The sequence below is a fragment of the Chryseobacterium sp. WLY505 genome (genome assembly GCF_030846215.1).
Taxonomy (GTDB): domain Bacteria; phylum Bacteroidota; class Bacteroidia; order Flavobacteriales; family Weeksellaceae; genus Chryseobacterium.
In genome coordinates, this window is sequence record NZ_JAVCWI010000007.1 from 169,405 (window position 1) to 193,902 (window position 24,498).

Consider the following 24,498-nt stretch of genomic DNA (forward strand, 5'->3'; position numbering starts at 1 on the left):
TCAGAAATTTGCGAACTTTGCGGTAGAATAAAATTGTAATCATTTAGGAATCTGTTCCTATCTCTAAAATCATTAATAAAAAATGAAGATACTTCTTTTAGATAAAAACCATCCTCTTATTACTGAACAGCTTTTGGCTCAGAATTTTATTTTAGAAGAGGATTTTACATCGTCTTATGATGAGGTTTGTGATAAAATTGAGAACTACGACGGAATTATTATCAGAAGCCGTATTCCACTGGACAAAAACTTTCTGGAAAAAGGGAAGAATCTGAAGTTCATCGCAAGAGTAGGTGCCGGAATGGAAAATATTGATATTCCTGTTGCTGAAAAACTGGGAATTCAGCTGATCAATTCTCCGGAGGGAAACAGAGATTCTGTGGCGGAGCACGTAGTGGGAATGCTGCTGGTGATCATGAACAGACTTTTTATTGCTTCTCAGGAAGTGAAAAACGGGATCTGGAAGCGTGAAGAAAACCGAGGAGATGAGCTATTGGGAAAAACTGTAGGGCTTATCGGATATGGAAATATGGGAAAAGCTACTGCGAAAAGACTTTCAGGATTCGGATGTAAGGTGATTTTCCATGATATTCTTCCGGGCCTTTCAGATGAATATGCCACACAGGTCTCACTGGAAGAATTGAAACAATCTGCGGAGGTTATAAGTTTACATATTCCTTTAACTTCAGAAACCCATTACCTTATTGACAAAACATTCATTCAGGAAATGAAAAATGATTTCTATTTCGTGAATACAGCAAGAGGAAAAAATGTTGAAACTAAAAGTTTAGTAGAAGGGTTGAAATCAGGAAAGGTGAAAGGAACTTGTCTGGATGTTTTGGAGTATGAAAAATCTTCTTTCGAGAATATTGAATCCGAAAATGAAGATCTAAAATATCTTCTGGAATCAGAAAAAGCGATTGTGACGCCTCATATTGCAGGCTGGACGCATCAGAGCAAAGAAAAGCTGGCTCAGTTTATTGTAGACAAAATTGTAGCTTCACATTGTTAAGCTATTTTAAAAAAAATAAAATGTAAAAGAAGCGGATTTACGAAATGTGAATCCGCTTTTTTATGATTTTTCGCTTGCAAGTTTTAATTCTCTATTCATTTATGTTAAATAATTCATAATATCCACCTCATATTTATTATTTATTTTGAGTTTTATTAAATTGCCGCTCATTTTTGAATCTCATGAAGACGCGTAATTTTGTACTTATCCTAACTGTTTTATTATCGATATTTTCCTGTAAAAAAAAGTCTGAAGCCAAAGAAGTTTCGGCTGAAAATACAACCAATCTGCCCAACTATGGAAATGTAGATCTGGGTGATGTTTTTACAAAAGGGGACGGACAGCTTTTGAATAGACAAACTACCGTAAGTTATATCGATCAGTATTACAAGAAGATATGGGAAGGAGGAAACCTTAGCGGTGGAATTCTTGTTGCCAAAGGTGATGAAATCCTGTATGAAAATTACAGAGGTTTCGGAAGAGAAGGAAATCAAATGCCAATCGATAAAAATACACCTTTACACGTTGCTTCAGTTTCGAAGACTTTAACGGCAATGGCGATGATGAAGCTGATAGAGGCAGGAAAAATAAAATTTACGGATCACCTTACGCAGTTTTTTCCGGGATTTCCCTATCCCAATGTTACTGTTCAGACTTTATTGGATCAAAGAAGCGGTCTTCCGAAATATGAATATTTTATTACCAAGATACAGCCGGCTCCGGCAGAACTTTCCAAGCCATTTATAACAAATGAAGATGTATTGAATATGATCATTAAATATAAACCTGATCTGGCAAGAGATACGGATACAGGATTTATGTATTGCAATACAAACTTTGCTTTATTGGCTTTATTAATTGAAAAAGTGACCAAAACTCCTTTTCCTCAGGCGATGAAAGAAATGGTTTTCACACCGTTGAAAATGAATAATACGTATATCTTTCAGGAAAAAGATATTCCAACAGCAGCACAGTCTTTTTATTATGGAGGAAATAAGCTGTATCCTTTAGACAGACTTGATCTGATTTATGGAGATAAAAATGTCTACACTACACCAAGAGATCTGTACAATTTCTCAAAAGCCATGTTTTCGAAAAATTTCCTGAAGCCTGAGCTGATGCAGATGGTATTCACTCCTTACAGCAATGAAAAAGCGGGAATGAATAATTATGGTTTAGGATTCAGAATGAAAATATTTGATAACGGTGAAAAGCTTACTTATCACAATGGATGGTGGCATGGTACCAACTCGGTATTTGCCCATCTTTTAAAATCTAAGGTTACCATCGTAGCTATCGGAAACAAATATTCAAACAAAGTATATACAGCTCTTGCATTATCCGGATTATTCGAAGATTTCCCTTTACAGAAAGAGAAGCTGCATACGGTGATGCATGACAATAAAGATACTTTGAATTCCGGACAGGAAGTTTTTGGAGAATAATGTTTACTTTTGCCTAAACATTTTCATGAAAAGGTTTCTTTTATTACTCGTTATCTGTTTTCTTGTACATTCATGTGCAAGAGTAGGATCTCCTGTCGGAGGACCTAAAGATACTCTGGCACCGAAGTTTTTAAGTTCAAACATTGATACAACAAGAATTAATGTCAAAAGAGATATTCACCAGCTCCGTTTGGATTTTGATGAATATGTGACGCTGAAGGATATCAATAAAAACCTTATTATTTCACCTCCCATTAAAGGGATCACGAGGATTCTTCCTTCCAATATTGCCAACAAGTTTGTGCTGATCCAATGGTCAGATACGCTTCAGGCCAATACGACTTATAACTTCAATTTTGGAAACTCAATTGTTGATAATAACGAGTCCAATATCTTAAGATATTTTAATTTTGCTTTTTCTACAGGAGACAAATTGGATGATTTGTATATCAGTGGGGAAGTAAAAGATGCGCTCGATACTAAAAAGAAAACCGGAACTACAACAGAAAATAAGCTGGTGGTAGGATTGTATCAGGTAAAGGATACAATGGATTACAAGAAAAAGCCATACTATATCACCAAGGTAGATGAAGATGGATATTATGAATTAAATTATCTGACTCCTGGAAAATATAAAATTATTGCTTTTGAAGATGAGAATGGAAATTCAATGTATGACCCCGGAAAAGAAAAAGTTGGATTCCAGAAAGATCCGATCAATTTTGAGAAATCTATTTCAGGATTGAATTTAAAAGTATACCCTTCCAAAAAGGCTGTAAAGTATCTTGAAATGAAAGAGATTGCAGGAGGAATTTTAATGACATTCGAAGGGAATCCTGATGACGTGAAAGTTCAGTCGCTGAATGAGAAACTGAAAGATGTCAAAATAACCCATACTCCGAAATCAGACTCTGTAAGAATCTGGTTTGATGCTGTAAAGGATAATGTGGGGCAGGAAGCCAATGAAAAACTGATATTCACGCATAATAAAGGTCCGAAAAAAGACAGTGCCTACAGCGTCTCTTTATTTTACAGATACAATAAAAAGAATGCCATGGACCTCAACAGTGATAATGGAGGAGAATCAATAGCTCCACAGTCAGATTTTAAAATATCGTCCAACTATATTGTGGATAAAATTGATCCTTCAAAGTGGACACTTAGGGCTAAAGGAGATAGTTTAACAACGTTACCGTTTACTGCTAAAATTTCAGAAACCAATCCTTATCAGATTCAGGTTCAGTCAGATTTTGTGATGGGAAAAAGCTATCAGCTTACGGTGCCTAAGGAGACTGTATCCTCATACTATGCAAAAAACACGCAATCTAAGCGTTTTGATTTTGATGTTGCCAAAATAGACCAGTTTGGAAGTGTTGAATTCACTATTTCAAATGCACCGGAAACAAATTATTGGATTCAGCTGTTGGATTCTTCAGACAAAGTTGCTTATCAGAGGTATATGAAAGGAGATAAAGTGAAATTTGATATCCTGAAACCTGGGGAGTACATCGTGAGAATCCTGGTAGATAATAACGGGAATAAATATTGGGATGAAGCAGATTTTGCTAATGATATTTTTGCTGAAGATGCCTATATTTTCTATAAAAAAGTGATCGTTAGAGGTCTGTGGGAAACAAGAGAAGAGTGGGATCTGAAGGATACCAGAACACTTGATAATCCTAAAGGATCTACCCCCGCTGTAGCAGCTCCTGCTGGGGAAACACCGCCTGTACCGACTGAAGTGAAACAGGAGGCTAAAAAAGAATTGAAATCTCAAAATGCTGTTATAACGCCCGCAAAATAAGCAGATGAAGACCGCTAAGAAAATAGTATTCTGGACTTTTGTGGCATTTGCCCTGATTCAGTTCTTTCCTATAGACAGAACCAATCAGCCTGTGGATGCAAAGGTAAACTTTGTGGATGCAAGGAAATCACCGGAAAAGGTTAGAACACTGCTTAAAAACGCCTGTTACGACTGTCATTCCAATGAAACAGTATACCCAAAATATGCTTTTATTGCGCCCGTTTCCTGGTCTGTAAAAAGCCATGTGAATGAAGGCAGGGAACATCTTAATTTTTCTGCATGGGAAACTTATAATAAGGATTTGAAGGAGAACATGCTTACCAAATCCATTCAGACCATTCAGAATAAAACAATGCCGATGCCTGGCTATATTGTGTACCATAAAGAGGCTAATCTTTCAGAAGCAGAAAGAGCATTGCTGATTCAGTATTTTGAAGAAATGCTGAAGACTAAAACTTATTAATTTCTACCATAAAAAAAACTCCCGCAGATTTCGCAAATCCAGCAGATGATTGTGTTATACAATCTGCTTAACTTGCAAAATCTGCGGGAGAATATTTACAAAAATTATTTCTTTAAATAGCTCTCGAAAAATCTCTTCTGAGAATCAAAAGCAAGATCTTCAAGATCCAGATCCTGTAAAGGAATCCAGACAGCTTCCGAAATTTCGGAGAGCTCAAGATTTACCTCAAACTTTTCCGAAACATTGTATTCATAAAAGAGATCGATCGTATTGTAATCAATTTCCTTGTATTGATAGATGTTGGGAAGGCTGGTGAGGTATTTCAGGTTCGAAATATCGATATCAAGCTGAAGTTCTTCAAAAAGTTCTCTTTTACAGGTTTCCTCTGCACTTTCTTTAGGGTCGACAAATCCTCCTGCAAGATCGAGTTTCCCTTTTTTAGGATCTCTGTTTCTTCTGGTAAGATAAATTTCGTCTCCACATCTGATGACAACTGCTACTGCACCTGCCACATTATTGTACAAAGTAAAACCACATTCCGGACAGCTCCATTTTTTTTCACCATCCCAGTGTAAGGACTCTCTGCCACAGCTTGGACAATATTTCAATAATTTCATTGAGCAATATTAATATTTCTCGGGTGATAACTCAAAATAACATCCCTTAATTCTTCTGTTTTCAGGTGCGTATAGATCTCCGTTGTCGTAATACTGGAATGTCCCAGCATTTCCTGGATATAACGTAAATCAGCTCCATTCTGTAATAAATGGGTCGCAAATGAATGTCTGAATGTGTGTGGAGATATTTTTTTGTTAACCCCTGCTTTATCTGTAAGTTCTTTAATAATAAGAAATACGATTACTCTGGACATAGAAGTCCCACGACTGTTTAAAAACAGAGTGTCTTCATATTTCTTATTGATTTTACCTTTAGAACGAACCTCTTTGATATAACTTTCAAGCAGATCAGCAGTATAATCAGCTAAAGGAACAAAACGGGTTTTGTTTCCTTTTCCGTTTACCTTGATGTATTGCTCTTTAAAGTTGATATTGGAGATCTTCAGATCGATCAGTTCAGAAACACGAAGCCCACATCCATAGAGTACCTCTATGATGCATTGGTTTCTTTTTCCCAGATCTGTATTCACCTCAATAGCAGCAATAATTTTGTTGATATCAGGCAGGCTTAAAGTATCAGGTAGATATAATCCCAGTTTTGGGCCTTCAAGTAACGCCGCAGGATTGTCTTCACGATATTCATCTTCCAGCAGAAATTTAAAGAAAGCTTTGATGGAAGATATCCACCTTGCCTGTGATCTCTCACTGAATTTCTGTTTGGAAAGATTGAAAATGTATTCCTGCAGGTTTTCGTAACCGATGGAGTCTGGACCGACGTTTTCCAGATCCTCTTCTGCGTAATCTTTTAATTTCTTAATGTCCCGAACGTAGGCGTCGAGTGTGTTTTCTGAAAAATTTCTTTCGAAACGAAGAAATATTTCAAAATCTTTGATCTTTTCATCCCAAGTCATTTGTGCTTATTTTTTTAGTTCACAGTCCGATATTTGTTCTATTTCAATGTTATGGTTCCTCAGGAACGATATTCCATCGTCATCCGAATACTCATTAATATACACCAGTCTCGTAATCCCTGCCTGCAGAATCAGCTTGCTGCATTCTTTACAGGGAGACAGCGTTAAATATAACGTTGCCCCTTTTGCAGATTGGGTAGAGGCAGCCAGCTTCAATATAGCATTGGCTTCCGCATGCAATACGTACCAGTGTGTTTTTCCATCTTCATCTTCACAGCAGTTTTCGAATCCCGAAGGAGTCCCGTTGTAACCATCTGAAATAATCATCCTATCTTTTACGATAAGAGCTCCCACCTGTTTTCTCTTACAGTAGGAGAGTTTTGCCCATTCCTGAGCCATTTTTAGATAAGCTTTATCAAACTTATTCATACCGCAGCATTGTTTTTTTTCGAAATAATTTGGATTAAAATCTTTTAGAAAGATTTAGAAGTTAGGCTTTCTCTTCTCTAGAAACGCAGTAACTCCTTCTTTCTTATCTTCCATTTCAAAAAGTTCTCCGAAATATTTGATTTCAGTTTCAAAACCTTTCTCCGTATCCGATAAATTCACGGCATTGATAGCCTTCGATATTGCCATTGGTGAATTGTAGGCAATGGTGTTTGCTAATTCTTTCGTTTTGGTTAATAATTCTTCAATAGGGTATACTTCATTCACCAGTCCGATCTCTTTTGCTTTTTGAGCAGGGATCATTTTGGCGGAGAAGATCATTTCATTGGCAATACCTTTTCCTACAAGCTTGGGAAGCCTCTGGGTTCCTCCATATCCCGGAATTAATCCAAGAGTTACTTCAGGAAGTCCTAATCTGGCGTTTTCCGATGCGTATCTGATGTGGCATGCCATGGCAAGCTCCAAACCTCCTCCTAATGCAAAACCGTTTACGGCTGCAATGACAGGTTTAGACATATTTTCAATTTTGTTGAACAATGTATTTTGTCCGTTTCTTGCAAGTTCTTCAGCTTTTTCCTGTCCGAATTCACTGAATTCCTTGATGTCAGCTCCCGCTACAAAAGATTTTTCTCCACTTCCGGTAAGGATAATTACTCTGCATGAAGTGTCAGCGTTAAGCTCATCCAGTGCGGTACTGATTTCCTGAATTGTTTTGGCATTTAAAGCATTTAAACTCTCAGGTCTGTTTATGGTAATAATAGATAATTTATCTTCTTTTTTTAATAATATGTTCTCGTAACTCATTTTTCCACTTTAAAATATCATCCTTTGCAAATTATGAATTTTTTACAAAAAAAAGGAAAAAATATTATTTTTTTTTCCTTTTTTTTAATTTATCATTCAATATGATTATTTGGAATGATTCATCATATTTGCATCAATATTGACGTTTAGTTGAGAAGCCACTTTCATGCCAAGCTCAATGTTAGCACGGAAAAAGTGACATAGTTGTCTGTTGATAATCTCGTCTTTCTTAGGCCCGGTAATACCACTCATGCTGCCTACAATATTTTTGATCAGATGATCTCTGTCTTCTGCATTCATTGCTTTTGAATACAAAAGTCCCGGTTGGGTATAGTGGTCGCTGTCGTTATCATTTCTGTTGTAGCTGGCAACATGGGCACTATCTAACTCATATTCATAGTTTTTATAGGATGAATCTGCTTGGATGTCATCAAAACTGTTAGGATGGTAATTCGGCTTGTCCTGATACTGGCTTGAATCTGCCATAAAACCGTCTCTCTGGTAATTGTTGACCGCAAAAGGACATCTGTTAACTTCCAGCTGATGGGCGTTGACACCTACTCTGTAACGGTGGGCATCAGGATATGAGAATAATCTTCCCTGAAGCATTTTGTCCGGTGAAAAACTGATTCCGTTGATCAGGTTGCTTGGAGAAAAAGTAGACTGTTCCACGTGAGCGAAATAATTAACAGGTACTTCGTTCAGTTCCATTTCTCCTACCTCAATTAATGGGAAATCATCATGGAACCATACTTTAGTTACATCAAACGGATTCCATCTGAAATCTTTCGCCTGCTCCTCTGTCATCACCTGTATAAATAAAGTCCATTTCGGGAAATCACCGTTTTCAATAGCGTTGCAAAGATCTTCCTGTGCAAAGTCAGGGTTTTCTCCAGCCATTTTTACGGCTTCTTCATCCGTGAAGTTTTTTACACCTTGTTTTGTTTTAAAATGGAATTTTACCCATACTCTCTCATTTTTATCATTGATCATGGAGAACGTATGAGATCCGAAACCGTGCATATGTCTGTAGCCGTGAGGTGTTCCTCTGTCTGACATCAATATAAGAACCTGATGAAGTGATTCCGGGTTTAAGCTCCAGAAATCCCACATCATGGTGGCACTTTTCAGGTTGGTTTTCGGTACTCTTTTCTGGGTGTGGATAAAATCCGGGAATTTTTTTGCATCCTTAATAAAGAATACCGGAGTATTATTTCCTACCAGGTCCCAGTTTCCATCTTCCGTATAAAATTTTAAAGCAAATCCTCTTGGGTCTCTTGCAGTATCGGCACTTCCTTTTTCGCCTCCCACAGTAGAAAATCTTGCAAACATTCTGCATGAGTTTCCTACTTTTGAAAACAGCTTTGCTTTCGTGTACTGGCTGATATCATGCGTTACGGTGAAAGTTCCGTACGCTCCGCTTCCTTTGGCATGCACAATTCTTTCAGGAATCCTTTCCCTAACGAAATGTGCAAGATTCTCCTGAAGAATAAAGTCCTGCAGCAATACCGGGCCTCTTGGTCCTACCGTCTGTGAATCCTGATGTTCAAAATAAGGTGCGCCGTTACTTAACGTTAATTTTTTAGAATCCATATCATTAATGATTTGTATAAATGTTTTTTGTTTTTCTAAATCCAAGTGTAAAGGTAATGAATATCAAATTTACTTGAATTTTTAATTGGTAATAGCAAAAACGTTATATCTTTGTAATAGATAATATTAATCAAATGAACATTCAGCAACTGGAGTATCTTATCGCTGTTGATAAGTATAAACATTTTGGTAAGGCCGCTCAGGCGTGTTTTATTACCCAACCTACGTTAAGTGCCATGATACAGAAATTTGAGGATGAACTGGATGTAAAGGTTTTCGACAGAACGACCCACCCGATCCGTACCACGGACGTAGGTCTTCAGATTATTGATCAGGCAAAGGTAATTATCGAGTCTGTCAATGAGCTTAAAAACAAAGCCAACCTTTTGAATAATATTCTAGGAGGAACGATCAATCTGGGAATCATTCCTACCGTGTCTTCTTTCATTCTGCCAACAGAGATTTTTAAATTCCTGGAGGATAATCCGAAGATTCAGATGAATGTAAAAGAAATGACAACTGATAATATTATTAAAGCACTAAAAGCAGGAGAACTGGATGCCGGAATTATTTCTACTCCGTATGATACTGCTGATGAGTTTTATCAGGATTTCCTTTTCAACGAGGAGCTGATGATTTACAGCTCCAATACAGAAGCGAACAAAAAGAATTCTTACATCATTCCGGAAGATCTGAATGTAGAGAAAGTATGGCTTCTTGAAGAAGGAAACTGCCTGAGAAATCAGTTTGAAAATATCTGTCATCTGAAAGAAAATACCCTGAAGCCAAAAAATTTGGATTTCTTAGCTTCCAATATCCAGACTTTGGTACATATGGTGGATAAAGTAGGGGGTATCAGTATTCTGCCGGAACTGGCACTGAGCCAGCTTTCAGAAGAGCAGAAGAAAAATGTTTTCAGATTCAAAAAACCTTTCCCATATCGCGAAATCAGTATTATTTATTATAAACCAACCTTCAAACAAAAGATTATTGATGAATTATCACATTCTATCAAAACTTCTTTAGAACTTAAGTTGAATTACCACGAAAGTCCGAAAGAATTTGTAAGCATTAAGCCTCAGTAATGGAAATGCTTTAAAGTGATAGAAATCATCAATTTAAATAAAAGTATAATTAATAAACAAAATTTTTGAGTATTAGGAAAATAGTACTTAAATTTGCTGACGTTTATTACGAGGAAAAATTTGACCTGATTGCAACCTCTATAAAAAAATGCTAAAACAGTATTCTTTTTTCTGGGCAATTTCATTCATATTTTTCGCAAATACAATTTTTTAAATCTTTAAAAACAAAAGAATTATATGTCTTATTTATTTACATCTGAATCAGTTTCAGAAGGACATCCGGATAAAATTGCCGATCAAATTTCCGATGCATTAATCGACCATTTCCTGGCATACGATAAAGATTCAAAAGTAGCATGTGAAACTCTTGTAACTACCGGACAGGTGGTATTGGCAGGAGAAGTAAAATCAGATGCATACCTTGATGTACAGACTATTGCCAGAGAAGTAATCAACGGAATCGGGTATACGAAAGGTGAATATATGTTCAATGGAGACTCTTGCGGAGTTATTTCTGCAATCCACGAGCAGTCACCTGATATCAACCAGGGAGTTGACAGAGCCGTAAATGATGAGTCTTTCGAAGCTAAAGCAAATGCACAGGGAGCTGGAGACCAGGGAATGATGTTCGGGTATGCTACCAATGAGACGGCTAATTATATGCCTCTGGCATTGGATCTTGCCCATACGATCCTGAAAGAACTTTCTGCCATCAGAAGAGAAAATAAGGAAATCACTTATCTTCGTCCGGATGCAAAAAGCCAGGTAACGATTGAGTATTCTGATGATCATAAGCCTGTCAGAATTGATTCTATTGTAGTTTCAACTCAGCACGATGACTTTGGTACAGAAGAAGAAATGCTGAACAAGATCCGTGAGGATATCAAAAATATTCTGGTTCCAAGAGTCGTTGCGCAGCAAACTGAAGAAATCAAAGCTTTATTCAACGATCAGATCAAATATCACATCAATCCTACCGGGAAATTTGTAATCGGAGGACCTCACGGAGATACAGGTCTTACAGGTAGAAAAATCATCGTTGATACCTACGGTGGTAAAGGTGCCCACGGTGGTGGTGCTTTCTCTGGAAAAGACCCTTCTAAAGTAGACAGAAGTGCTGCCTATGCAACAAGACATATTGCTAAGAACCTAGTAGCTGCCGGAGTAGCGGATGAAGTTTTGGTACAGGTTTCTTACGCCATTGGAGTAGCTGAGCCTTGTGGCTTATACATCAATACTTACGGAACGGCGAAAGTAGATCTTCATGATGGGGATATCGCGAAAAAAGTTTCTGCTATTTTTGATTTAAGACCTTATGCTATCGAGCAGAACTTAAAATTAAGAAACCCTATTTATCAGGAAACAGCGTCTTACGGACACATGGGTAAAGAGCACTATGTAGCTGATAAAACTTTCAATAAAGGCCATAAGAATGAGATTACGTTAAAAGATCTTGAGTTCTTTACCTGGGAGAAACTAGACAAAGTAGAGGAGATTAAAACCGCTTTTGGAATTTAATTTCTCTTTGAAGAATAATAAGTGAACTGCTTTATCTTTGGATAAGGCAGTTTTTTTTAATTTTACACCTTAATAATATAGAAAGATGATGAATTTTCGAACTGTAGTTGCTGTCATGTCCCTGTTTTTGCTAAGTTCTTTAGTAAAAGCCCAATATACCATGCATAAAATGATCAGTGTAGGGTATACTTACCAGAATCAAAGTTTTGGTGAAGTAGGAGGTAAATTACTTTTTCTTAAAAATGATGATGTGATTTACAGATTGGGAGGATCTGCAATGATGGGATCTGTAGATTCTAAATTTGCTATTATGCCAAAACTACAGGCTGATGTCCTTCTTAATTTTGAAAAAAATGTAGACTTCTATCACTCGTATTACTTTTTAGCAGGAGTAGAAGGTACCAATAAATACATTGCCCCTAAGATAGGAGTTACCCTATTTGGGATGCTTGACCTTACAGGAGGCTATGCTTTTCCTATCGGAGACACCCGACTAAACGGTAAAGAGATGAAAGGACTTAATATTAATTTTACATTAAATATCCCTACTGTATTTATTCATGACATGTTTAAGTGATTTTTTTTAGATTTTTCTCTATAAAATTTAATAATAGGTTAACAGTTATTAAAAAATTATTATATTTACATCATAATAATTGTACTACCGCCTATAGAAGAGACTCTACTCAAGAACTGTTTTGTTTTACAGCAAAGGCCAGAAGAAATATCTGGTAGAATGCCTGTCTGCAAATATTTATATTGAGAAGAGTTATGAAATCAAAATCGGATAGTTTACTAATTTCCCTTTACCAGAAAGGTGATGAGAGCGCGTTATCAACCCTCATTCACCGTCATCAGAGAGAACTTTTTACATTCATTTTTTACAAAATTAATGATGAAGATTTAGCCAACGATATCTTCCAGGATACATTCATGAAGATTATTGTCATGCTGAAAGAAGGACGCTATAACGAAGAAGGCAAATTTATTCTTTGGGCGAAAAGAATTTCCCACAATTTAATCATCGATCATTTCAGGTCAAAAGCCAAGAATATCAAAGTTTCAGAAACTACTTTTGAAACAGATGAATATTCTATCTTTGATTTAATCAGGGAGCCTTCGGAAAATATTGAGGATCAGCTTGTGACCAACCAGATTCAGGAGGATCTTATGAGGATGTTACTGTTTTTGCCACAAAACCAGCAGGAGGTAATCAAACTGAGGTTTTTTGATGGTCTGAGTTTCAAAGAAATTGCAGACCATACAGAGATGAGCATTAATACTACGCTAGGAAGAGTAAGGTATGCACTGATAAACCTGAGAAAAATCATGGATGAAAATAATATAATCTTAACAAGATAGATAATATTTCAGGAAATTTCGCGTTTTTAAGGAAAACATACTTCGCTTATGAAAAAAAATGACTCCTTAAAAGTGAAAACTTTGAAACCTAAAAAACAAACAATTGATTTTTTGCTGAATTTTTCCAAAAGCCTTGAGATTGTGAAAAGCAAGAGCAAAAATTATCCTATTACAAAAAATTAAAATTATTAACTTTGTGCTGTATGAAAATGCAGCACGTTTTTTTTGACCTGGATAATACACTCTGGGATCATCGCAGAAATGCCTATCTTACCATCAAAGATCTTTTTGAAAAACAGGAAATCACTTCAAAATATCATATTGAATTTGAAGAGTTTCATTCTGTATATCACAATATCAACGAAGAGTTGTGGGAAAAGATCAGAGACGGAATTATCGGCAAAGAGTACTTGAGAGAACACCGTTTTTATGATTCATTCAAACATTTTGGAGTAGATAATAAAGAGCTTGCCCTTTATTTTGAAGAAAACTTCCTTGATAATATTGTAAGTCATAATGAATTGGTAGAGGGAGCAGAAGATGTTTTGGAATATCTGAAAGCTAAAAATTATACACTACACATTATTTCCAACGGATTTCAGGAGGTAACAGAAAGAAAATGTACCCTTTCCGGAATTGCCCCTTATTTTAAAACAATTACCAGTGCAGATGCAGTAGGCGTAAGAAAACCTAATCCAAGGATTTTTGAATACTCACTAGGACTTTCTGAAGCCAGCAAAGAAGAAAGTATCCTGATTGGAGACGACTGGATTGCAGATGCCTTGGGAGCTACAGATTTCGGAATGGATGCGATCTTCTTCGATGTTTACAAAGAAGATAAACAGAAAGAAGGGTTAAAAGCCATTACCCATCTTCAGCAGATCAAAGAATATTTATAAAATCATATAATCTAATACAAAAGCCGCTAAATTCAACTTTAGCGGCTTTTGTATTTTAGTACTTTTAGAAATCAACGCAAACATCTGTGATTATCTGTGCGAATCTGTGGTTAAATTAAATATTCTCCACCAAAATCACTTTTCCCAATTCTTTCCCAAATTGATTAGGAACTTTGCTCCATAATAATAACAGAAAAATGTAATAGTATGAAAAATGTAAAGAAAATCACAGGAGTATTAATGGTCTTATTTTTATTGATCGGAGGCTTGGTTTCAGCACAGGACAGAGCAATCAATGCGAATCAGTTACCGAAAACAGCTAAAAACTTTCTGGCTGCTCATTTTAAAGGAATACCTGTGGCCTCGGCAATAGAAGACAGAGAAATCTATGGTGTAGATGAGTACAAAGTATATCTGACGAATGGAATGAAAATGGAATTTGACAGCAGTGGAAGCTGGAAAGAAGTAGATGGAAAACATCAGAAAATTCCTTATGGTTTCATTCCTGTATCCATCAGAAATTACAGCACGAAAAACTTTCCTAACACTTACATTATTAAGATTGAAAAGAAAAGATGGTCTTATAAAGCAGAGCTTTCCAATGGATTGGAGCTTGAATTCGACAGGAATGGGAATTTTAAAAGAATCGATGATTAACACGTAACCGAATACAAACACTAAATAGTAATACTATGGTCAACTGGAATTTAATAAACAGCGACGGAAGAAAGGGGTCTTCTGCCAAGATTAGAAAAAGTATGGTGTCTTTTCTGACAAAGTACCATCCCGGCAGCGTGATTGATTCTATTGAGAAAAAATATAATGCCTATAAAATCAATCTGATGAATGGTATCAGTCTTGTTTTTGATGCAGACGGCCGATATGTCAAATCGAATTAATGGTAAGGCTGGAAGTTGGAGGTCGGAAGAAGGAAGTTAATGAAACTGCATAGATTGATGGAGTCTGAATAACTTCCAGCTTCCCTCTTCAATCTTCCAGCTTTTAATTTCATATATTTGATATACATTAATGAAGTAGCAGAATATACAGATCCAGAAATATGAAGATTTTAATAGTAGAAGATGAGCCCGAACTGAAAGATACCGTACAGAAGTTTCTGGAAGCAGAGCATTTCATTGTAGAATATGCGGAAAATTACAGCGGTGGGCTGGAGAAAATTATTTCTTACGAATACGACTGTATTTTGCTCGATATTATGCTGCCTGACGGAAACGGAATAGATCTTTTGAAAGAGATCAAAAAAATGCATAAGAAAGATCCTGTAATTATCCTTTCTGCTAAAGACTCTGTGGACGATAAGGTGGCCGGACTGGAAATAGGAGCAGATGATTATCTTGCAAAACCTTTCCACCTTGCAGAACTGATGGCGAGAATCAAATCTGTGATCAGAAGAAAAAATCAGGATGGCGAAAATATCATCCGTTACAAAAATATCAGCATCGATCCGGAGAACAGAACGGTGAAAGTAGGTGATGAAGAGCTGGTTCTTAACAGAAAAGAATATGATCTTCTGTATTATTTCGTAATTCATCCGGAGAAAACCTTACAGAAAACAACACTGGCTGAAGCCATCTGGGGAGATTATATCGATCAGGCAGACAGCCTGGATTTTATATATTCCCAGATCAAAAATCTTCGTAAAAAACTGAAAACCCTCAATGCAGAAGCTGATTTCCAGGCTGTATATGGAATAGGATATAAATTCATCTGATGAAGACTTCATTAAAATATTATACGATTAAATATCTGATCATGATCCTGCTGCTGATTATAGCAGTGTGGGCAGGTCTTTTTTATGCCTATATCCTGGATGAAGTGCATGATAATGTAGATGACGGATTGAGGGATAGAAAAATACAGATTATTAAAGCGGTCTATCTTAATCCTCAGCTTTTGAAGAACAATGAATTTGGATTCAATGAATTTAAAATCAATCCCATCAAAGCTGGAAATTATCAAAACAAAAGCAGGCTGTACAACAAGATGTACTATATGGAGTATGATGACAAAGACCAGCCTTACAGGGTTTTGGAGGCCGACTTTATTGACCAGTTCAAAGGTCATCAGCGGCTTGTCATCAGAACATCTACGGTAGAAGAAGATGAGCTGATATACGACCTTACAACAGCCTTAATTGTGCTTTATATCCTTTTGGTGATAAGTATCGTAGCTGTTAACGGATATCTGCTTAATAAAGCCATGAGGCCGTTCTATCTGATTTTGGATAAACTTAAAAAATATCAGTTTGGAATTCCTTTCTCTCAGGAAAAACATAACTATAAGATTACCGAATTTGAGGAATTGAATGTGGAAATCAATGAAATGATTGAACGTAATGAATTGGTTTTCTATCAGCAGAAACAGTTTATTGAAAACGCTTCCCATGAGCTTCAGACTCCTTTGGCTATCGTGATTAATAAAATTGACCTGATGATCCAGAATGATGATCTTGATAAAAAGAATCTGACTTTTCTTACGGAAGTGAAGAATGATCTGAGAAGAATGGTAGGTTTAAACAAATCTTTATTAATGCTTTCCAAGATTGAGAACAGCCAGTTTAATAAAACTTCAGATGTTGATTTTAACGCGATGATTGCTCAATTAGTTCAGAATTATGAAGATTTTATTGCCTTTAAAAAAGTAGAAGTCAGTATCCTTGAAAAAGGAAAATTTGTTGCAGATTTCAATCAGGATCTTGCAGATATTCTTTTGTCTAATCTTCTTAAAAATGCAGTAAAATATAACAACGAAGAAGGAACTCTGAACATTATCATTGAAAATAACAGAATCGCATTTCAAAACAGTGGAAATCCTGTGTCTTTAGATCAATCAAGGATCTTTAACCGCTTTTACAAACAAGGTTCAGATCATACATCCACCGGACTGGGATTGTCTATTATCAAGACTATTATCAAACAATATCCGGGCTGGGATATTCATTATGAATATGGAGATCAGATGCATTACTTTATTGTGACAAAGAATAACGGACGTTAAAAATTGTAATTTATATTTATAGAGAAAGAGGCTGTCCCAAAAGTGTCATTCTGAACGAAATGAAATGTAGTGAAGAATCTAATATATCTGATATCAATAAGATTCTTCCTTCGTCAGAATGACAAAAGTCAATAATTGACTTTTGAGATAGCCTCTTTCTTATTTTTACAACGCAGCATTAAAATCCTAAGCTTGTTCTTACTCTTTTCAGCGTTTCCAGTGCAATAGGTCTGGTTTTCTCCGCTCCTTGCTGAAGTTTTGCTTCAAGTTCATCAAGATTGTTCATATAATAAGCGAACGTTTCTCTTTCTTTCTCAAAACGTACCAGGATAAGATCCAGCAATTCTTTCTTAGCATGTCCGTATCCGAAGTTTCCGGCAAGATATTTTGCTCTTAATTCTTCAGTCTGTTCAGGCGTAGCAATAAGCTGATAAATCTGGAATGTTTTATCTGTTTCAGGATCCTTAGGCTCTTCCAAAGATTTCGAATCCGATTCAATGCTCATCACCTGTTTTTTTAATTCCTTTTCAGGTAAGAAAATATTGATGATATTTCCTCTTGATTTTGACATTTTCTGACCGTCTGTTCCAGGAACATATTTAGTGTCTTCCTGAAGTTCAGATTGTGGAAGAACAAGAATTTCACCCATCTGGTTATTGAACCTTGAGGCGACATCCCTTGCAAATTCCAGGTGTTGAAGCTGATCTTTTCCTACAGGAACGATTTCAGCATCATACAATAAAATATCTGCAGCCATCAGAATAGGGTAAGTAAACAAACCAGCGTTTACATCCTGAAGTCTGTCTGCTTTATCCTTAAATGAATGAGCCAATGTTAATCTTTGATAAGGAAAAAAACATGATAAATGCCAAGAAAGTTCACAGGTTTCAGCGATATCACTTTGTCTGTAGAAATATGTTTTTTCAGTATCTAATCCACAAGCAAGCCAAGCCGCAGCAATCTCGTAGGTATTTTGTCTTAAAATCTGCGCATCCTTAATCTGTGTAAGCGTGTGAAGATTCGCAATAAATAAAAATGATTCATTTCCTTCCTGCTTGGATAGTTCGATAGCAGGAATAATAGCTCCCAATAAGTTTCCAAGATGGGGCGTTCCGGTGGCTTGTATGCCGGTAAGAATTCTTGACATTTGTTTAAAATTTATATTTAAAAATTAATGAATAGCAAATTTACGAGGTTTGCCGGGAATAATGAAAGATAAAAGATAAAAGATAAAAGATAAAAGATGTTGTTATTAAAATTCAATAGGGGTGGGCTTCAGCCCAGCCTGCTTAAAATTCAACATTCATCCATTGGCTTTTGCCAAAACCTATCCATTGGTAAAATCTTAATATCCTTCTACACAATCATCTGTGAAAATCCGTGCAATCTGTGGTTAAAAAAATTAAGGAATCAAAATCTTCTCTCCCCCAAATTTAGGCTCCACACCAAAAAGAAGATCCCAATAGGCTTTAGCTTTTGCAAAATACTCTCTCAAATTGGTCTTTAAGCCTGCATATTTATTCACATCTGCTGCATTGTATCCAAAGGCTTCCATGCCATTTTTCCTGGCCAGGAAAACCGCCCTTTCATTATGGAATTTCTGAGAGATAATAACCAGTTTTTTCTGGCTGAAAATATCTTTTGCCCGTACTACAGAATCCAGTGTCCTGAATCCGGCATGGTCTAAAATAATTTTATCCTGTGGAATTCCTTCCTGCATCAGTGCAAGCTGCATATCTTCAGGTTCATTATAATCCTTGGTACTGTTATCACCACTAACGATGATGTATTGTATTTTCCCGCTTTTGTATAAATCACTTGCGGCCTTAATTCTGTTATAGAAATAAGCATTTGGAGTTCCGTTGCTCAGAAGTTTTCCTGTTCCCAGTAATAAAGCGGTTTTTGCTTCCGGCACATCAGCAGTATTGTAGGAAACGAATGGTGCGCTGTCCTTTTTAATGCTGTAATTCGCCCAGGCAATAAAAATAATTCCTGCGACGAAAAGAAGCAGGAAAAATTTAAAAATATTTTTGATTATTTTTTTCATCCGAAAATATATCTTTTAAAACTCCAGACCGTTCGGGAAAGCTTTTTTTCTGAATATTAATAAGAATGCAGCTCCTACTGTGATCGCAGAATCAGCAACATTGAAAATATATTTGAAGAACTCAATATGTTTTCCTCCTATCAAAGGCCAGCTTTCAGGAACATACCAGTCTACTACAGGGAAATGAAGCATATCCACTACACATCCTTTCATAAATGTAGAATATCCGTGTCCGAAAGGAACAAGCTTGGAAATTCCGCCATAGCCAATCCATCGGTCTGTACTGGCATCATAAACCGTTCCGCTGTCGAAGATCATTCCATAGAACATTCCGTCAATAAGATTTCCGATTGCGCCTGCAAAAATGATAGCCATGGGAACTAAAAGATAATTAGAAGCTCCTTCTTTCAACCATTTTTTGAACATGTAGATCATCCCTCCAATCAGGAAAACCCTTAGGATAACCAGAAAATATTTCCCGATAATTCCTCCGAAGTGAAATCCATACGCCATTCCCGGGTTTTCAACAAAAGTTTTGTTAAAGAAACCGTTGATGACAGGAATACTCTCATTCAGTTCAAAATGAGTTTTGATATAGATTTTTGAAGCCTGGTCAATGAATAACACTAAAAGAGTTATCGCTAATATCTTTTTCATTACTGTCCTTTAGGTTTTGAAGGCTTTGAAGCCGGCTTTACATTTTTGTTATCGCTTGCTTTCTTCACCACTTTTTGTCCATTGAATGAACTCTTAACGTGAGCTTTTTCAAATTTAATGCCCATTTCTTTCAGAACACTTTTCAGTGCACTCAGCTCCATAGAATTCTTAGGATGTACTATGATAGATTCCATTTCTTATATTTATTTTTTACATTTTGGACAGCTCATCAAGTCTTTTCCTGTCTTTCTCAGACAGATCATTGACTCCATTTTTGCCCATCTTACTCAAAAGTCTGTCGATTTCTTTCTCCCGTTCCCGTTTATTAGAATTGAATTGATCATCGATGGTATAGTTCTTCTGCGGTTCAGGGAAGAATCTGTTTTTGATCCATTCTCTGTTGAAAAACAGTAATACTACCGTGACAATCAATCCCAAAATTAATAATTCGCTCATGGGTATACATTAAAAATTAGGTTTATAAAGTATCCGTGAATACGATATAAACCCAATATTATTTTTCAAACCTTACGGTTATTTCTGCATGTTTTTCGCTTCGATGCTCAGCGTAGCATGAGGAACGGCTAAAAGTCTTTCCTTAGGAATCAGTTTTCCTGTTACTCTGCAAACACCGTACGTTTTATTTTCGATTCTGATCAAAGCATTTTTAAGATCACGCACGAATTTTTCCTGTCTTCCTGCCAAAATAGAATTCTGTTCTTTGCTCAACGTTTCTGCTCCTTCTTCAAAAGCTTTGAAAGTAGGAGACGTATCATCCGTACCATTATTCTGGTCATTGATGAAACTTTCTCTGATAAGCTGAAGATCTTTTTCTGCTTTTTCTATTTTTTCTTTAATGATCGCTTTAAATTCCTGTAAATCAGCATCGCTGTATCTAACTCTTTCGTCTGACATATTCTTTCTCTTTTTTAATAAAATTATGAAATGGAATTTGAAATATAATAACTACATGTTAATTTTTTTCAACATTTATCTTAAAATTAACCTCATCTATTTCGATTTCGTTAAAATTTGAAAGTGAAGATACAATTTCTATTTTATTTGACAAGACTTCAGAAGAAATATATTCCTCATTTTTCTTAATCTCATTCAGGAAAGGAGAACTTTCTTCCAATGTGATTGAAATTCTGTCTGTCAGATCAAAGTCTTTGTCTTTTCGCAGGTTTTGAATTCTGTTGATGAACTCTCTTGCGATACCTTCAGATTTTAACTCATCGGTTAACGTCAAATCTAATGCCACAGTTGTTTTTCCATCGGAAGTTACTGTCCATCCCGGGATATCTTTTGTAGAAATTTCCACATCATCAAGAGTAATCTCGTATCCCTGAACGTCTATTCTTCCTTCTTTTTCAAGACCGGCAATCTGCTCTGCAGTAAGATTGGCAATCTCGCCACCTACCACTTTCATGTCTTTTCCTAATTTAGGACCAAGCGCTTTGAAGTTAGGTTTTATCTGCTTTACAATTAAGTGAGATGCTTCTTCAGCATTGATTAGCTGTAATTCTTTCACGTTTACTTCCTGCTTGATCAGGTCTGCCACAGCGAGAATCTGTTCTTCTGCTTTAGAATCCAGTACAGGAACCAATACTTTTTGTAACGGCTGACGAACTTTTACATTTTCTTTCTTTCTCAAAGAGAAAACCATACTTGTAATGTTCTGTGCTAAATGGGTCTTTTCAACCAGATCCTGATCTATTAAACTTTCATCTGCTACCGGGAAGTCTGTTAAGTGTACAGATTCACAATTTTCTTTACCTGTTACCTTATTTAGATCCTGATACAACTGATCCATAAAGAATGGTGCAATTGGAGCAGACAATTTTGCCACTGTTTCAAGACAAGTGTATAAAGTCTGGTAAGCAGAGATCTTGTCATCAGAATAATCTCCTTTCCAGAAACGTCTTCTGCACAGTCTTACATACCAGTTACTTAAGTTGTCGTTCACGAAGTTGCTGATTGCTCTTGCAACTCTTGTTGGTTCATAGTCTTCATAGAAAGCTTTCACTTCCTTGATCAGAAGATTCAGTTCAGAAAGAATCCATCTGTCGATTTCCGGACGGTTTTCCACTTCTTTTTCCGAATAGTTGAAGCCATCCACATTCGCATATAAAGCAAAGAATGAATAGGTATTGTAAAGTGTTCCGAAGAATTTTCTTCTTACCTCGTCAATTCCTTCAATGTCAAACTTCAGGTTTTCCCATGGGTTTGCATTCGAGATCATATACCAACGCGTTGCATCCGGTCCGTATACAGCCAGTGTTTCGAACGGATCCACAGCATTTCCTAAACGTTTTGACATTTTTTGTCCGTTCTTATCCAGAACAAGACCGTTACTCATTACATTTTTATAAGCAACTGAATCAAATACTGCAGTTCCGATAGCGTGAAGCGTATAGAACCATCCACGCGTCTGGTCAACACCTTCTGCAATGAAATCAGCAGGGAATGCTTTATTATTATCGATTAATTCTTTGTTTTCAAAAGGATAGTGCAACTGTGCATAAGGCATAGACCCTGAATCGAACCAAACGTCGATCAAGTCGCTCTCACGCTTCATTGCTTTTCCTGAATCAGAAACCAATACCACTTTGTCTACTACGTTTTTGTGAAGATCCACAAGCTCATAATTAGACTCAGACATATTTCCGATGATGAAACCTTTGAACGGGTTTTCAGTCATCAGTCCAGCTGCAATTGATTTTTCGATCTCGTTGTATAATTCTTCTACAGAACCGATGATTTTTTCTTCTTTCAGGTCATCTGTTCTCCAGATTGGCAACGGAATACCCCAATATCTTGAACGGGAAAGATTCCAGTCGTTTACATTTTCCAGCCAGTTGGCAAAACGTCCTTCTCCGGTAGCTTTTGGCTTCCAGTTGATGTCTTTGTTCAAATTAACCAGTCTGTCTTTTACAGCAGTCATTTTCACAAACCAAGAATCCAGCGGATAGTACAATACCGGCTTATCTGTTCTCCAGCAGTGTGGATAAGAGTGGACATATTTTTCTACTTTGAAAGCCTTGTTCTCCGTTTTCAATAAGATGGCAAGTTCTACATCCCATGATTTCTCAGGAGCAGTTCCTTCATCGTAGTATTCGTTTTTGATATAAGTTCCGGAAAATACCGCAGGAACATTGTCTCCTTTGATGAATTTCCCTTGTAAATCTACCAATGGTACAAGATTGTCATTTTCATCTTTCACCAACATTGGCGGGATCTCAGGCTGAGCCATTTTAGCTACTCTCGCATCATCAGCACCAAAAGTAGGAGCCGTGTGAACGATACCTGTACCATCCTCAGTCGTTACGAAATCTCCTAAGATTACTCTGAATGCATTCTCAGGATTGTCATTTGGCGTAAACCACGGAACTAATTGCTCATATCTTGTATCAACAAGTTTTTCTCCTGTAAATTCTTTTAGTATTCTGAAAGGAATTACTTTCGTTTCCGGAGTATAGTTGGCAAAATCTTCATCTGTACCTTCTGCATATTTTTTACCGAAAACCTTAGGTAAAAGAACACTTGATAACACTACTGTTACAGGTTCAAATGTATATTGATTGAAGGTTTTAACTACAACATATTCAATATCTCTACCTACGGTAAGAGCCGTATTGGATGGAAGCGTCCATGGAGTCGTCGTCCATGCAAGGATATGTACATCTCCGTCAACATCGTTAAACAATGCTGAAGAGTCTTTCTTTACTTTAAACTGAGCCACAACCGTTGTGTCCGAAACATCACGATAAGTCCCGGGCTGATTCAGCTCGTGAGAAGAAAGTCCTGTTCCTGCTTTTGGAGAGTAAGGCTGGATCGTGTAGCCTTTGTACAACAAATCTTTGCTATACAACTGCTTCAGCAACCACCAAACGGTTTCCATATATTTTGACTTGTACGTGATGTACGGATCATCAAGGTCTACCCAATATCCGATTTTCTCCGTAAGGTTATTCCAAACATCGGTATAACGCATTACCGCTTCACGACAAGCTTTGTTATAGTCTTCAATAGAGATTTTTTTGCCAATATCTTCTTTCGTGATTCCTAACTCTTTTTCTACACCCAGTTCCACAGGAAGACCATGCGTATCCCAGCCTGCTTTACGGAAAACCTGCTTTCCGTTCTGAGTCTGGTAACGGCAGAAAATATCTTTCAATGCTCTTGCCATTACGTGGTGAATTCCAGGCATACCGTTTGCTGAAGGCGGACCTTCATAAAAAACAAACTCAGGATTTCCCTGACGAATCTCAACACTCTTATTGAAAGTTTTATTTTGTTTCCAAAATTCCGCTACATTCTCTGCTACGTCAATAAGGTTGAGGTTTTTGTATTCTTTAAATTGGCTCATTGTAAATATCTCAATATCGTTGATTAATTAAGTCTGCAAATTTACTAAAATTTGTCGGTTTATAATATATGTTTTATTTAGGTAATTTCTATTAAAAAGTTCAATTTCAGAAATATAAATGGAGAAAGTGAGAAAAAGTGAGTAGTGAATGGTGAATAAGTGAATTTTTCCGGGTGTTTTTTATATAAAATTTAATGCAATTTATTCAATAGGAGCGGGCTTTAGCCCGCTTAAATAATAAAAACAAATCCTACGGCTTTAGCCAAAACCTAATGATTGCGCAAAGTTCACAAAGATCTTATGAATGGGTTAAAATTGTTCGCAAAGGCGTTTCACTCAGCAAAGGAAATCTGTGGTTAAGAAAACAAAGGTGATTCTAAAAATGAATATCTTAATAAGCGCTTATTGGCCGAAATTTTGTACATTTAAATAGACCTATAAACCCAA

General features: G+C 36.5%; 25 protein-coding genes. 13 read left to right on the plus strand and 12 right to left on the minus strand.

Annotation, left to right across the window (positions count from 1 at the left end; translation table 11 throughout):
• Positions 1–82: 82 nt before the first annotated feature.
• From RAH34_RS15520 to RAH34_RS15535, 4 genes are all read left to right on the plus strand, one after another.
• Positions 83–1,012: a 2-hydroxyacid dehydrogenase gene (locus tag RAH34_RS15520; RefSeq protein ID WP_306596713.1), complete on the plus strand. Its 930-nt coding sequence runs from the start codon at positions 83–85 to the stop codon at positions 1,010–1,012.
• Positions 1,013–1,194: 182 nt separating this feature from the next.
• Complete coding sequence (locus tag RAH34_RS15525) at positions 1,195–2,457, plus strand: serine hydrolase (RefSeq protein ID WP_306596714.1); 1,263 nt, start codon at positions 1,195–1,197, stop codon at positions 2,455–2,457.
• Positions 2,458–2,482: 25 nt separating this feature from the next.
• On the plus strand, positions 2,483–4,261 hold the full coding sequence (locus RAH34_RS15530; RefSeq protein WP_306596715.1) for an Ig-like domain-containing protein: 1,779 nt from the start codon (positions 2,483–2,485) through the stop codon (positions 4,259–4,261).
• A gap of 4 nt (positions 4,262–4,265) precedes the next feature.
• On the plus strand, positions 4,266–4,724 hold the full coding sequence (locus RAH34_RS15535; RefSeq protein ID WP_114821673.1) for a heme-binding domain-containing protein: 459 nt from the start codon (positions 4,266–4,268) through the stop codon (positions 4,722–4,724).
• Positions 4,725–4,828: 104 nt separating this feature from the next.
• Here the strand turns inward: RAH34_RS15535 and RAH34_RS15540 are convergent, their stop codons facing one another.
• From RAH34_RS15540 to RAH34_RS15560, 5 genes are all read right to left on the minus strand, one after another.
• Complete coding sequence (locus tag RAH34_RS15540) at positions 4,829–5,341, minus strand: NUDIX domain-containing protein (RefSeq protein ID WP_306596716.1); 513 nt, start codon at positions 5,339–5,341, stop codon at positions 4,829–4,831.
• A complete protein-coding gene (gene xerD / locus RAH34_RS15545) occupies positions 5,338–6,252 on the minus strand; it encodes a site-specific tyrosine recombinase XerD (RefSeq protein ID WP_114821675.1) in 915 nt (304 codons plus the stop codon). Before xerD ends, RAH34_RS15540 begins: the two co-directional genes overlap by 4 nt.
• Positions 6,253–6,258: 6 nt before the next feature.
• Positions 6,259–6,681, minus strand: coding sequence for a dCMP deaminase family protein (locus RAH34_RS15550; RefSeq protein WP_007844123.1), 423 nt, complete (start codon positions 6,679–6,681; stop codon positions 6,259–6,261).
• 54 nt (positions 6,682–6,735) lie between these two features.
• A complete protein-coding gene (locus RAH34_RS15555) occupies positions 6,736–7,503 on the minus strand; it encodes an enoyl-CoA hydratase/isomerase family protein (protein WP_062675984.1) in 768 nt (255 codons plus the stop codon).
• Between the two features lie 105 nt (positions 7,504–7,608).
• On the minus strand, positions 7,609–9,096 hold the full coding sequence (locus RAH34_RS15560; RefSeq protein ID WP_306596717.1) for a catalase: 1,488 nt from the start codon (positions 9,094–9,096) through the stop codon (positions 7,609–7,611).
• A gap of 134 nt (positions 9,097–9,230) precedes the next feature.
• Here RAH34_RS15560 and RAH34_RS15565 point away from each other — a divergent pair, with 134 nt between their 5' ends.
• From RAH34_RS15565 to RAH34_RS15605, 9 genes are all read left to right on the plus strand, one after another.
• A complete protein-coding gene (locus tag RAH34_RS15565; protein ID WP_047428937.1) occupies positions 9,231–10,181 on the plus strand; it encodes a LysR substrate-binding domain-containing protein in 951 nt (316 codons plus the stop codon).
• A gap of 237 nt (positions 10,182–10,418) precedes the next feature.
• Complete coding sequence (gene metK / locus RAH34_RS15570; RefSeq protein WP_306596718.1) at positions 10,419–11,699, plus strand: methionine adenosyltransferase; 1,281 nt, start codon at positions 10,419–10,421, stop codon at positions 11,697–11,699.
• Between the two features lie 85 nt (positions 11,700–11,784).
• Positions 11,785–12,276 carry a hypothetical protein gene (locus RAH34_RS15575; RefSeq protein ID WP_114821677.1) on the plus strand — a complete coding sequence of 164 codons (492 nt, stop codon included), beginning with the start codon at positions 11,785–11,787 and terminating at the stop codon, positions 12,274–12,276.
• Positions 12,277–12,470: 194 nt separating this feature from the next.
• Positions 12,471–13,061 carry an RNA polymerase sigma factor gene (locus RAH34_RS15580; RefSeq protein ID WP_114821678.1) on the plus strand — a complete coding sequence of 197 codons (591 nt, stop codon included), beginning with the start codon at positions 12,471–12,473 and terminating at the stop codon, positions 13,059–13,061.
• Positions 13,062–13,264: 203 nt separating this feature from the next.
• Entirely contained in the window at positions 13,265–13,960 is a 696-nt protein-coding gene (locus RAH34_RS15585) for a YjjG family noncanonical pyrimidine nucleotidase (RefSeq protein ID WP_114821679.1), read from the plus strand.
• A 207-nt stretch (positions 13,961–14,167) separates the two neighbouring features.
• Positions 14,168–14,617 carry a PepSY-like domain-containing protein gene (locus tag RAH34_RS15590; protein WP_114821680.1) on the plus strand — a complete coding sequence of 150 codons (450 nt, stop codon included), beginning with the start codon at positions 14,168–14,170 and terminating at the stop codon, positions 14,615–14,617.
• A gap of 35 nt (positions 14,618–14,652) precedes the next feature.
• Positions 14,653–14,859: a hypothetical protein gene (locus RAH34_RS15595; RefSeq protein WP_306596719.1), complete on the plus strand. Its 207-nt coding sequence runs from the start codon at positions 14,653–14,655 to the stop codon at positions 14,857–14,859.
• A 161-nt stretch (positions 14,860–15,020) separates the two neighbouring features.
• Positions 15,021–15,692, plus strand: coding sequence for a response regulator transcription factor (locus RAH34_RS15600; protein WP_062675977.1), 672 nt, complete (start codon positions 15,021–15,023; stop codon positions 15,690–15,692).
• A complete protein-coding gene (locus tag RAH34_RS15605; RefSeq protein WP_306596720.1) occupies positions 15,692–16,978 on the plus strand; it encodes a HAMP domain-containing sensor histidine kinase in 1,287 nt (428 codons plus the stop codon). The genes RAH34_RS15600 and RAH34_RS15605 overlap by 1 nt, the downstream gene beginning before the upstream one ends.
• 178 nt (positions 16,979–17,156) lie before the next feature.
• Here the strand turns inward: RAH34_RS15605 and trpS are convergent, their stop codons facing one another.
• From trpS to ileS, 7 genes are all read right to left on the minus strand, one after another.
• Positions 17,157–18,125: a tryptophan--tRNA ligase gene (gene trpS / locus RAH34_RS15610; protein ID WP_306596721.1), complete on the minus strand. Its 969-nt coding sequence runs from the start codon at positions 18,123–18,125 to the stop codon at positions 17,157–17,159.
• Positions 18,126–18,380: 255 nt separating this feature from the next.
• Positions 18,381–19,025, minus strand: coding sequence for a vancomycin high temperature exclusion protein (locus RAH34_RS15615; RefSeq protein WP_306596722.1), 645 nt, complete (start codon positions 19,023–19,025; stop codon positions 18,381–18,383).
• A gap of 15 nt (positions 19,026–19,040) precedes the next feature.
• Entirely contained in the window at positions 19,041–19,682 is a 642-nt protein-coding gene (locus tag RAH34_RS15620) for a lipoprotein signal peptidase (RefSeq protein ID WP_034692496.1), read from the minus strand.
• Positions 19,682–19,876, minus strand: coding sequence for a DUF2683 family protein (locus tag RAH34_RS15625; RefSeq protein ID WP_062675973.1), 195 nt, complete (start codon positions 19,874–19,876; stop codon positions 19,682–19,684). The genes RAH34_RS15620 and RAH34_RS15625 overlap by 1 nt, the downstream gene beginning before the upstream one ends.
• A gap of 16 nt (positions 19,877–19,892) precedes the next feature.
• The gene (locus RAH34_RS15630) at positions 19,893–20,138 is read right to left on the minus strand and encodes a DUF6576 domain-containing protein (RefSeq protein ID WP_306596723.1); all 246 of its coding nucleotides are present in this window, start codon (positions 20,136–20,138) and stop codon (positions 19,893–19,895) included.
• 78 nt (positions 20,139–20,216) lie between these two features.
• Entirely contained in the window at positions 20,217–20,597 is a 381-nt protein-coding gene (locus RAH34_RS15635; RefSeq protein ID WP_002983772.1) for a TraR/DksA C4-type zinc finger protein, read from the minus strand.
• 58 nt (positions 20,598–20,655) lie between these two features.
• Complete coding sequence (ileS, locus tag RAH34_RS15640) at positions 20,656–24,051, minus strand: isoleucine--tRNA ligase (RefSeq protein ID WP_306596725.1); 3,396 nt, start codon at positions 24,049–24,051, stop codon at positions 20,656–20,658.
• Positions 24,052–24,498 lie beyond the last annotated feature (447 nt).

Bases quoted from the DNA above. Each gene is read 5' to 3' on its own strand.
- RAH34_RS15520 (WP_306596713.1), top strand. From the start codon at position 83: ATGAAGATACTTCTTTTAGATAAAAACCATCCTCTTATTACTGAACAG.
- RAH34_RS15525 (WP_306596714.1), top strand. From the start codon at position 1,195: ATGAAGACGCGTAATTTTGTACTTATCCTAACTGTTTTATTATCGATA.
- RAH34_RS15530 (WP_306596715.1), top strand. From the start codon at position 2,483: ATGAAAAGGTTTCTTTTATTACTCGTTATCTGTTTTCTTGTACATTCA.
- RAH34_RS15535 (WP_114821673.1), top strand. From the start codon at position 4,266: ATGAAGACCGCTAAGAAAATAGTATTCTGGACTTTTGTGGCATTTGCC.
- RAH34_RS15540 (WP_306596716.1), bottom strand. From the start codon at position 5,341: ATGAAATTATTGAAATATTGTCCAAGCTGTGGCAGAGAGTCCTTACAC.
- xerD (WP_114821675.1), bottom strand. From the start codon at position 6,252: ATGACTTGGGATGAAAAGATCAAAGATTTTGAAATATTTCTTCGTTTC.
- RAH34_RS15550 (WP_007844123.1), bottom strand. From the start codon at position 6,681: ATGAATAAGTTTGATAAAGCTTATCTAAAAATGGCTCAGGAATGGGCA.
- RAH34_RS15555 (WP_062675984.1), bottom strand. From the start codon at position 7,503: ATGAGTTACGAGAACATATTATTAAAAAAAGAAGATAAATTATCTATT.
- RAH34_RS15560 (WP_306596717.1), bottom strand. From the start codon at position 9,096: ATGGATTCTAAAAAATTAACGTTAAGTAACGGCGCACCTTATTTTGAA.
- RAH34_RS15565 (WP_047428937.1), top strand. From the start codon at position 9,231: ATGAACATTCAGCAACTGGAGTATCTTATCGCTGTTGATAAGTATAAA.
- metK (WP_306596718.1), top strand. From the start codon at position 10,419: ATGTCTTATTTATTTACATCTGAATCAGTTTCAGAAGGACATCCGGAT.
- RAH34_RS15575 (WP_114821677.1), top strand. From the start codon at position 11,785: ATGATGAATTTTCGAACTGTAGTTGCTGTCATGTCCCTGTTTTTGCTA.
- RAH34_RS15580 (WP_114821678.1), top strand. From the start codon at position 12,471: ATGAAATCAAAATCGGATAGTTTACTAATTTCCCTTTACCAGAAAGGT.
- RAH34_RS15585 (WP_114821679.1), top strand. From the start codon at position 13,265: ATGAAAATGCAGCACGTTTTTTTTGACCTGGATAATACACTCTGGGAT.
- RAH34_RS15590 (WP_114821680.1), top strand. From the start codon at position 14,168: ATGAAAAATGTAAAGAAAATCACAGGAGTATTAATGGTCTTATTTTTA.
- RAH34_RS15595 (WP_306596719.1), top strand. From the start codon at position 14,653: ATGGTCAACTGGAATTTAATAAACAGCGACGGAAGAAAGGGGTCTTCT.
- RAH34_RS15600 (WP_062675977.1), top strand. From the start codon at position 15,021: ATGAAGATTTTAATAGTAGAAGATGAGCCCGAACTGAAAGATACCGTA.
- RAH34_RS15605 (WP_306596720.1), top strand. From the start codon at position 15,692: ATGAAGACTTCATTAAAATATTATACGATTAAATATCTGATCATGATC.
- trpS (WP_306596721.1), bottom strand. From the start codon at position 18,125: ATGTCAAGAATTCTTACCGGCATACAAGCCACCGGAACGCCCCATCTT.
- RAH34_RS15615 (WP_306596722.1), bottom strand. From the start codon at position 19,025: ATGAAAAAAATAATCAAAAATATTTTTAAATTTTTCCTGCTTCTTTTC.
- RAH34_RS15620 (WP_034692496.1), bottom strand. From the start codon at position 19,682: ATGAAAAAGATATTAGCGATAACTCTTTTAGTGTTATTCATTGACCAG.
- RAH34_RS15625 (WP_062675973.1), bottom strand. From the start codon at position 19,876: ATGGAATCTATCATAGTACATCCTAAGAATTCTATGGAGCTGAGTGCA.
- RAH34_RS15630 (WP_306596723.1), bottom strand. From the start codon at position 20,138: ATGAGCGAATTATTAATTTTGGGATTGATTGTCACGGTAGTATTACTG.
- RAH34_RS15635 (WP_002983772.1), bottom strand. From the start codon at position 20,597: ATGTCAGACGAAAGAGTTAGATACAGCGATGCTGATTTACAGGAATTT.
- ileS (WP_306596725.1), bottom strand. From the start codon at position 24,051: ATGAGCCAATTTAAAGAATACAAAAACCTCAACCTTATTGACGTAGCA.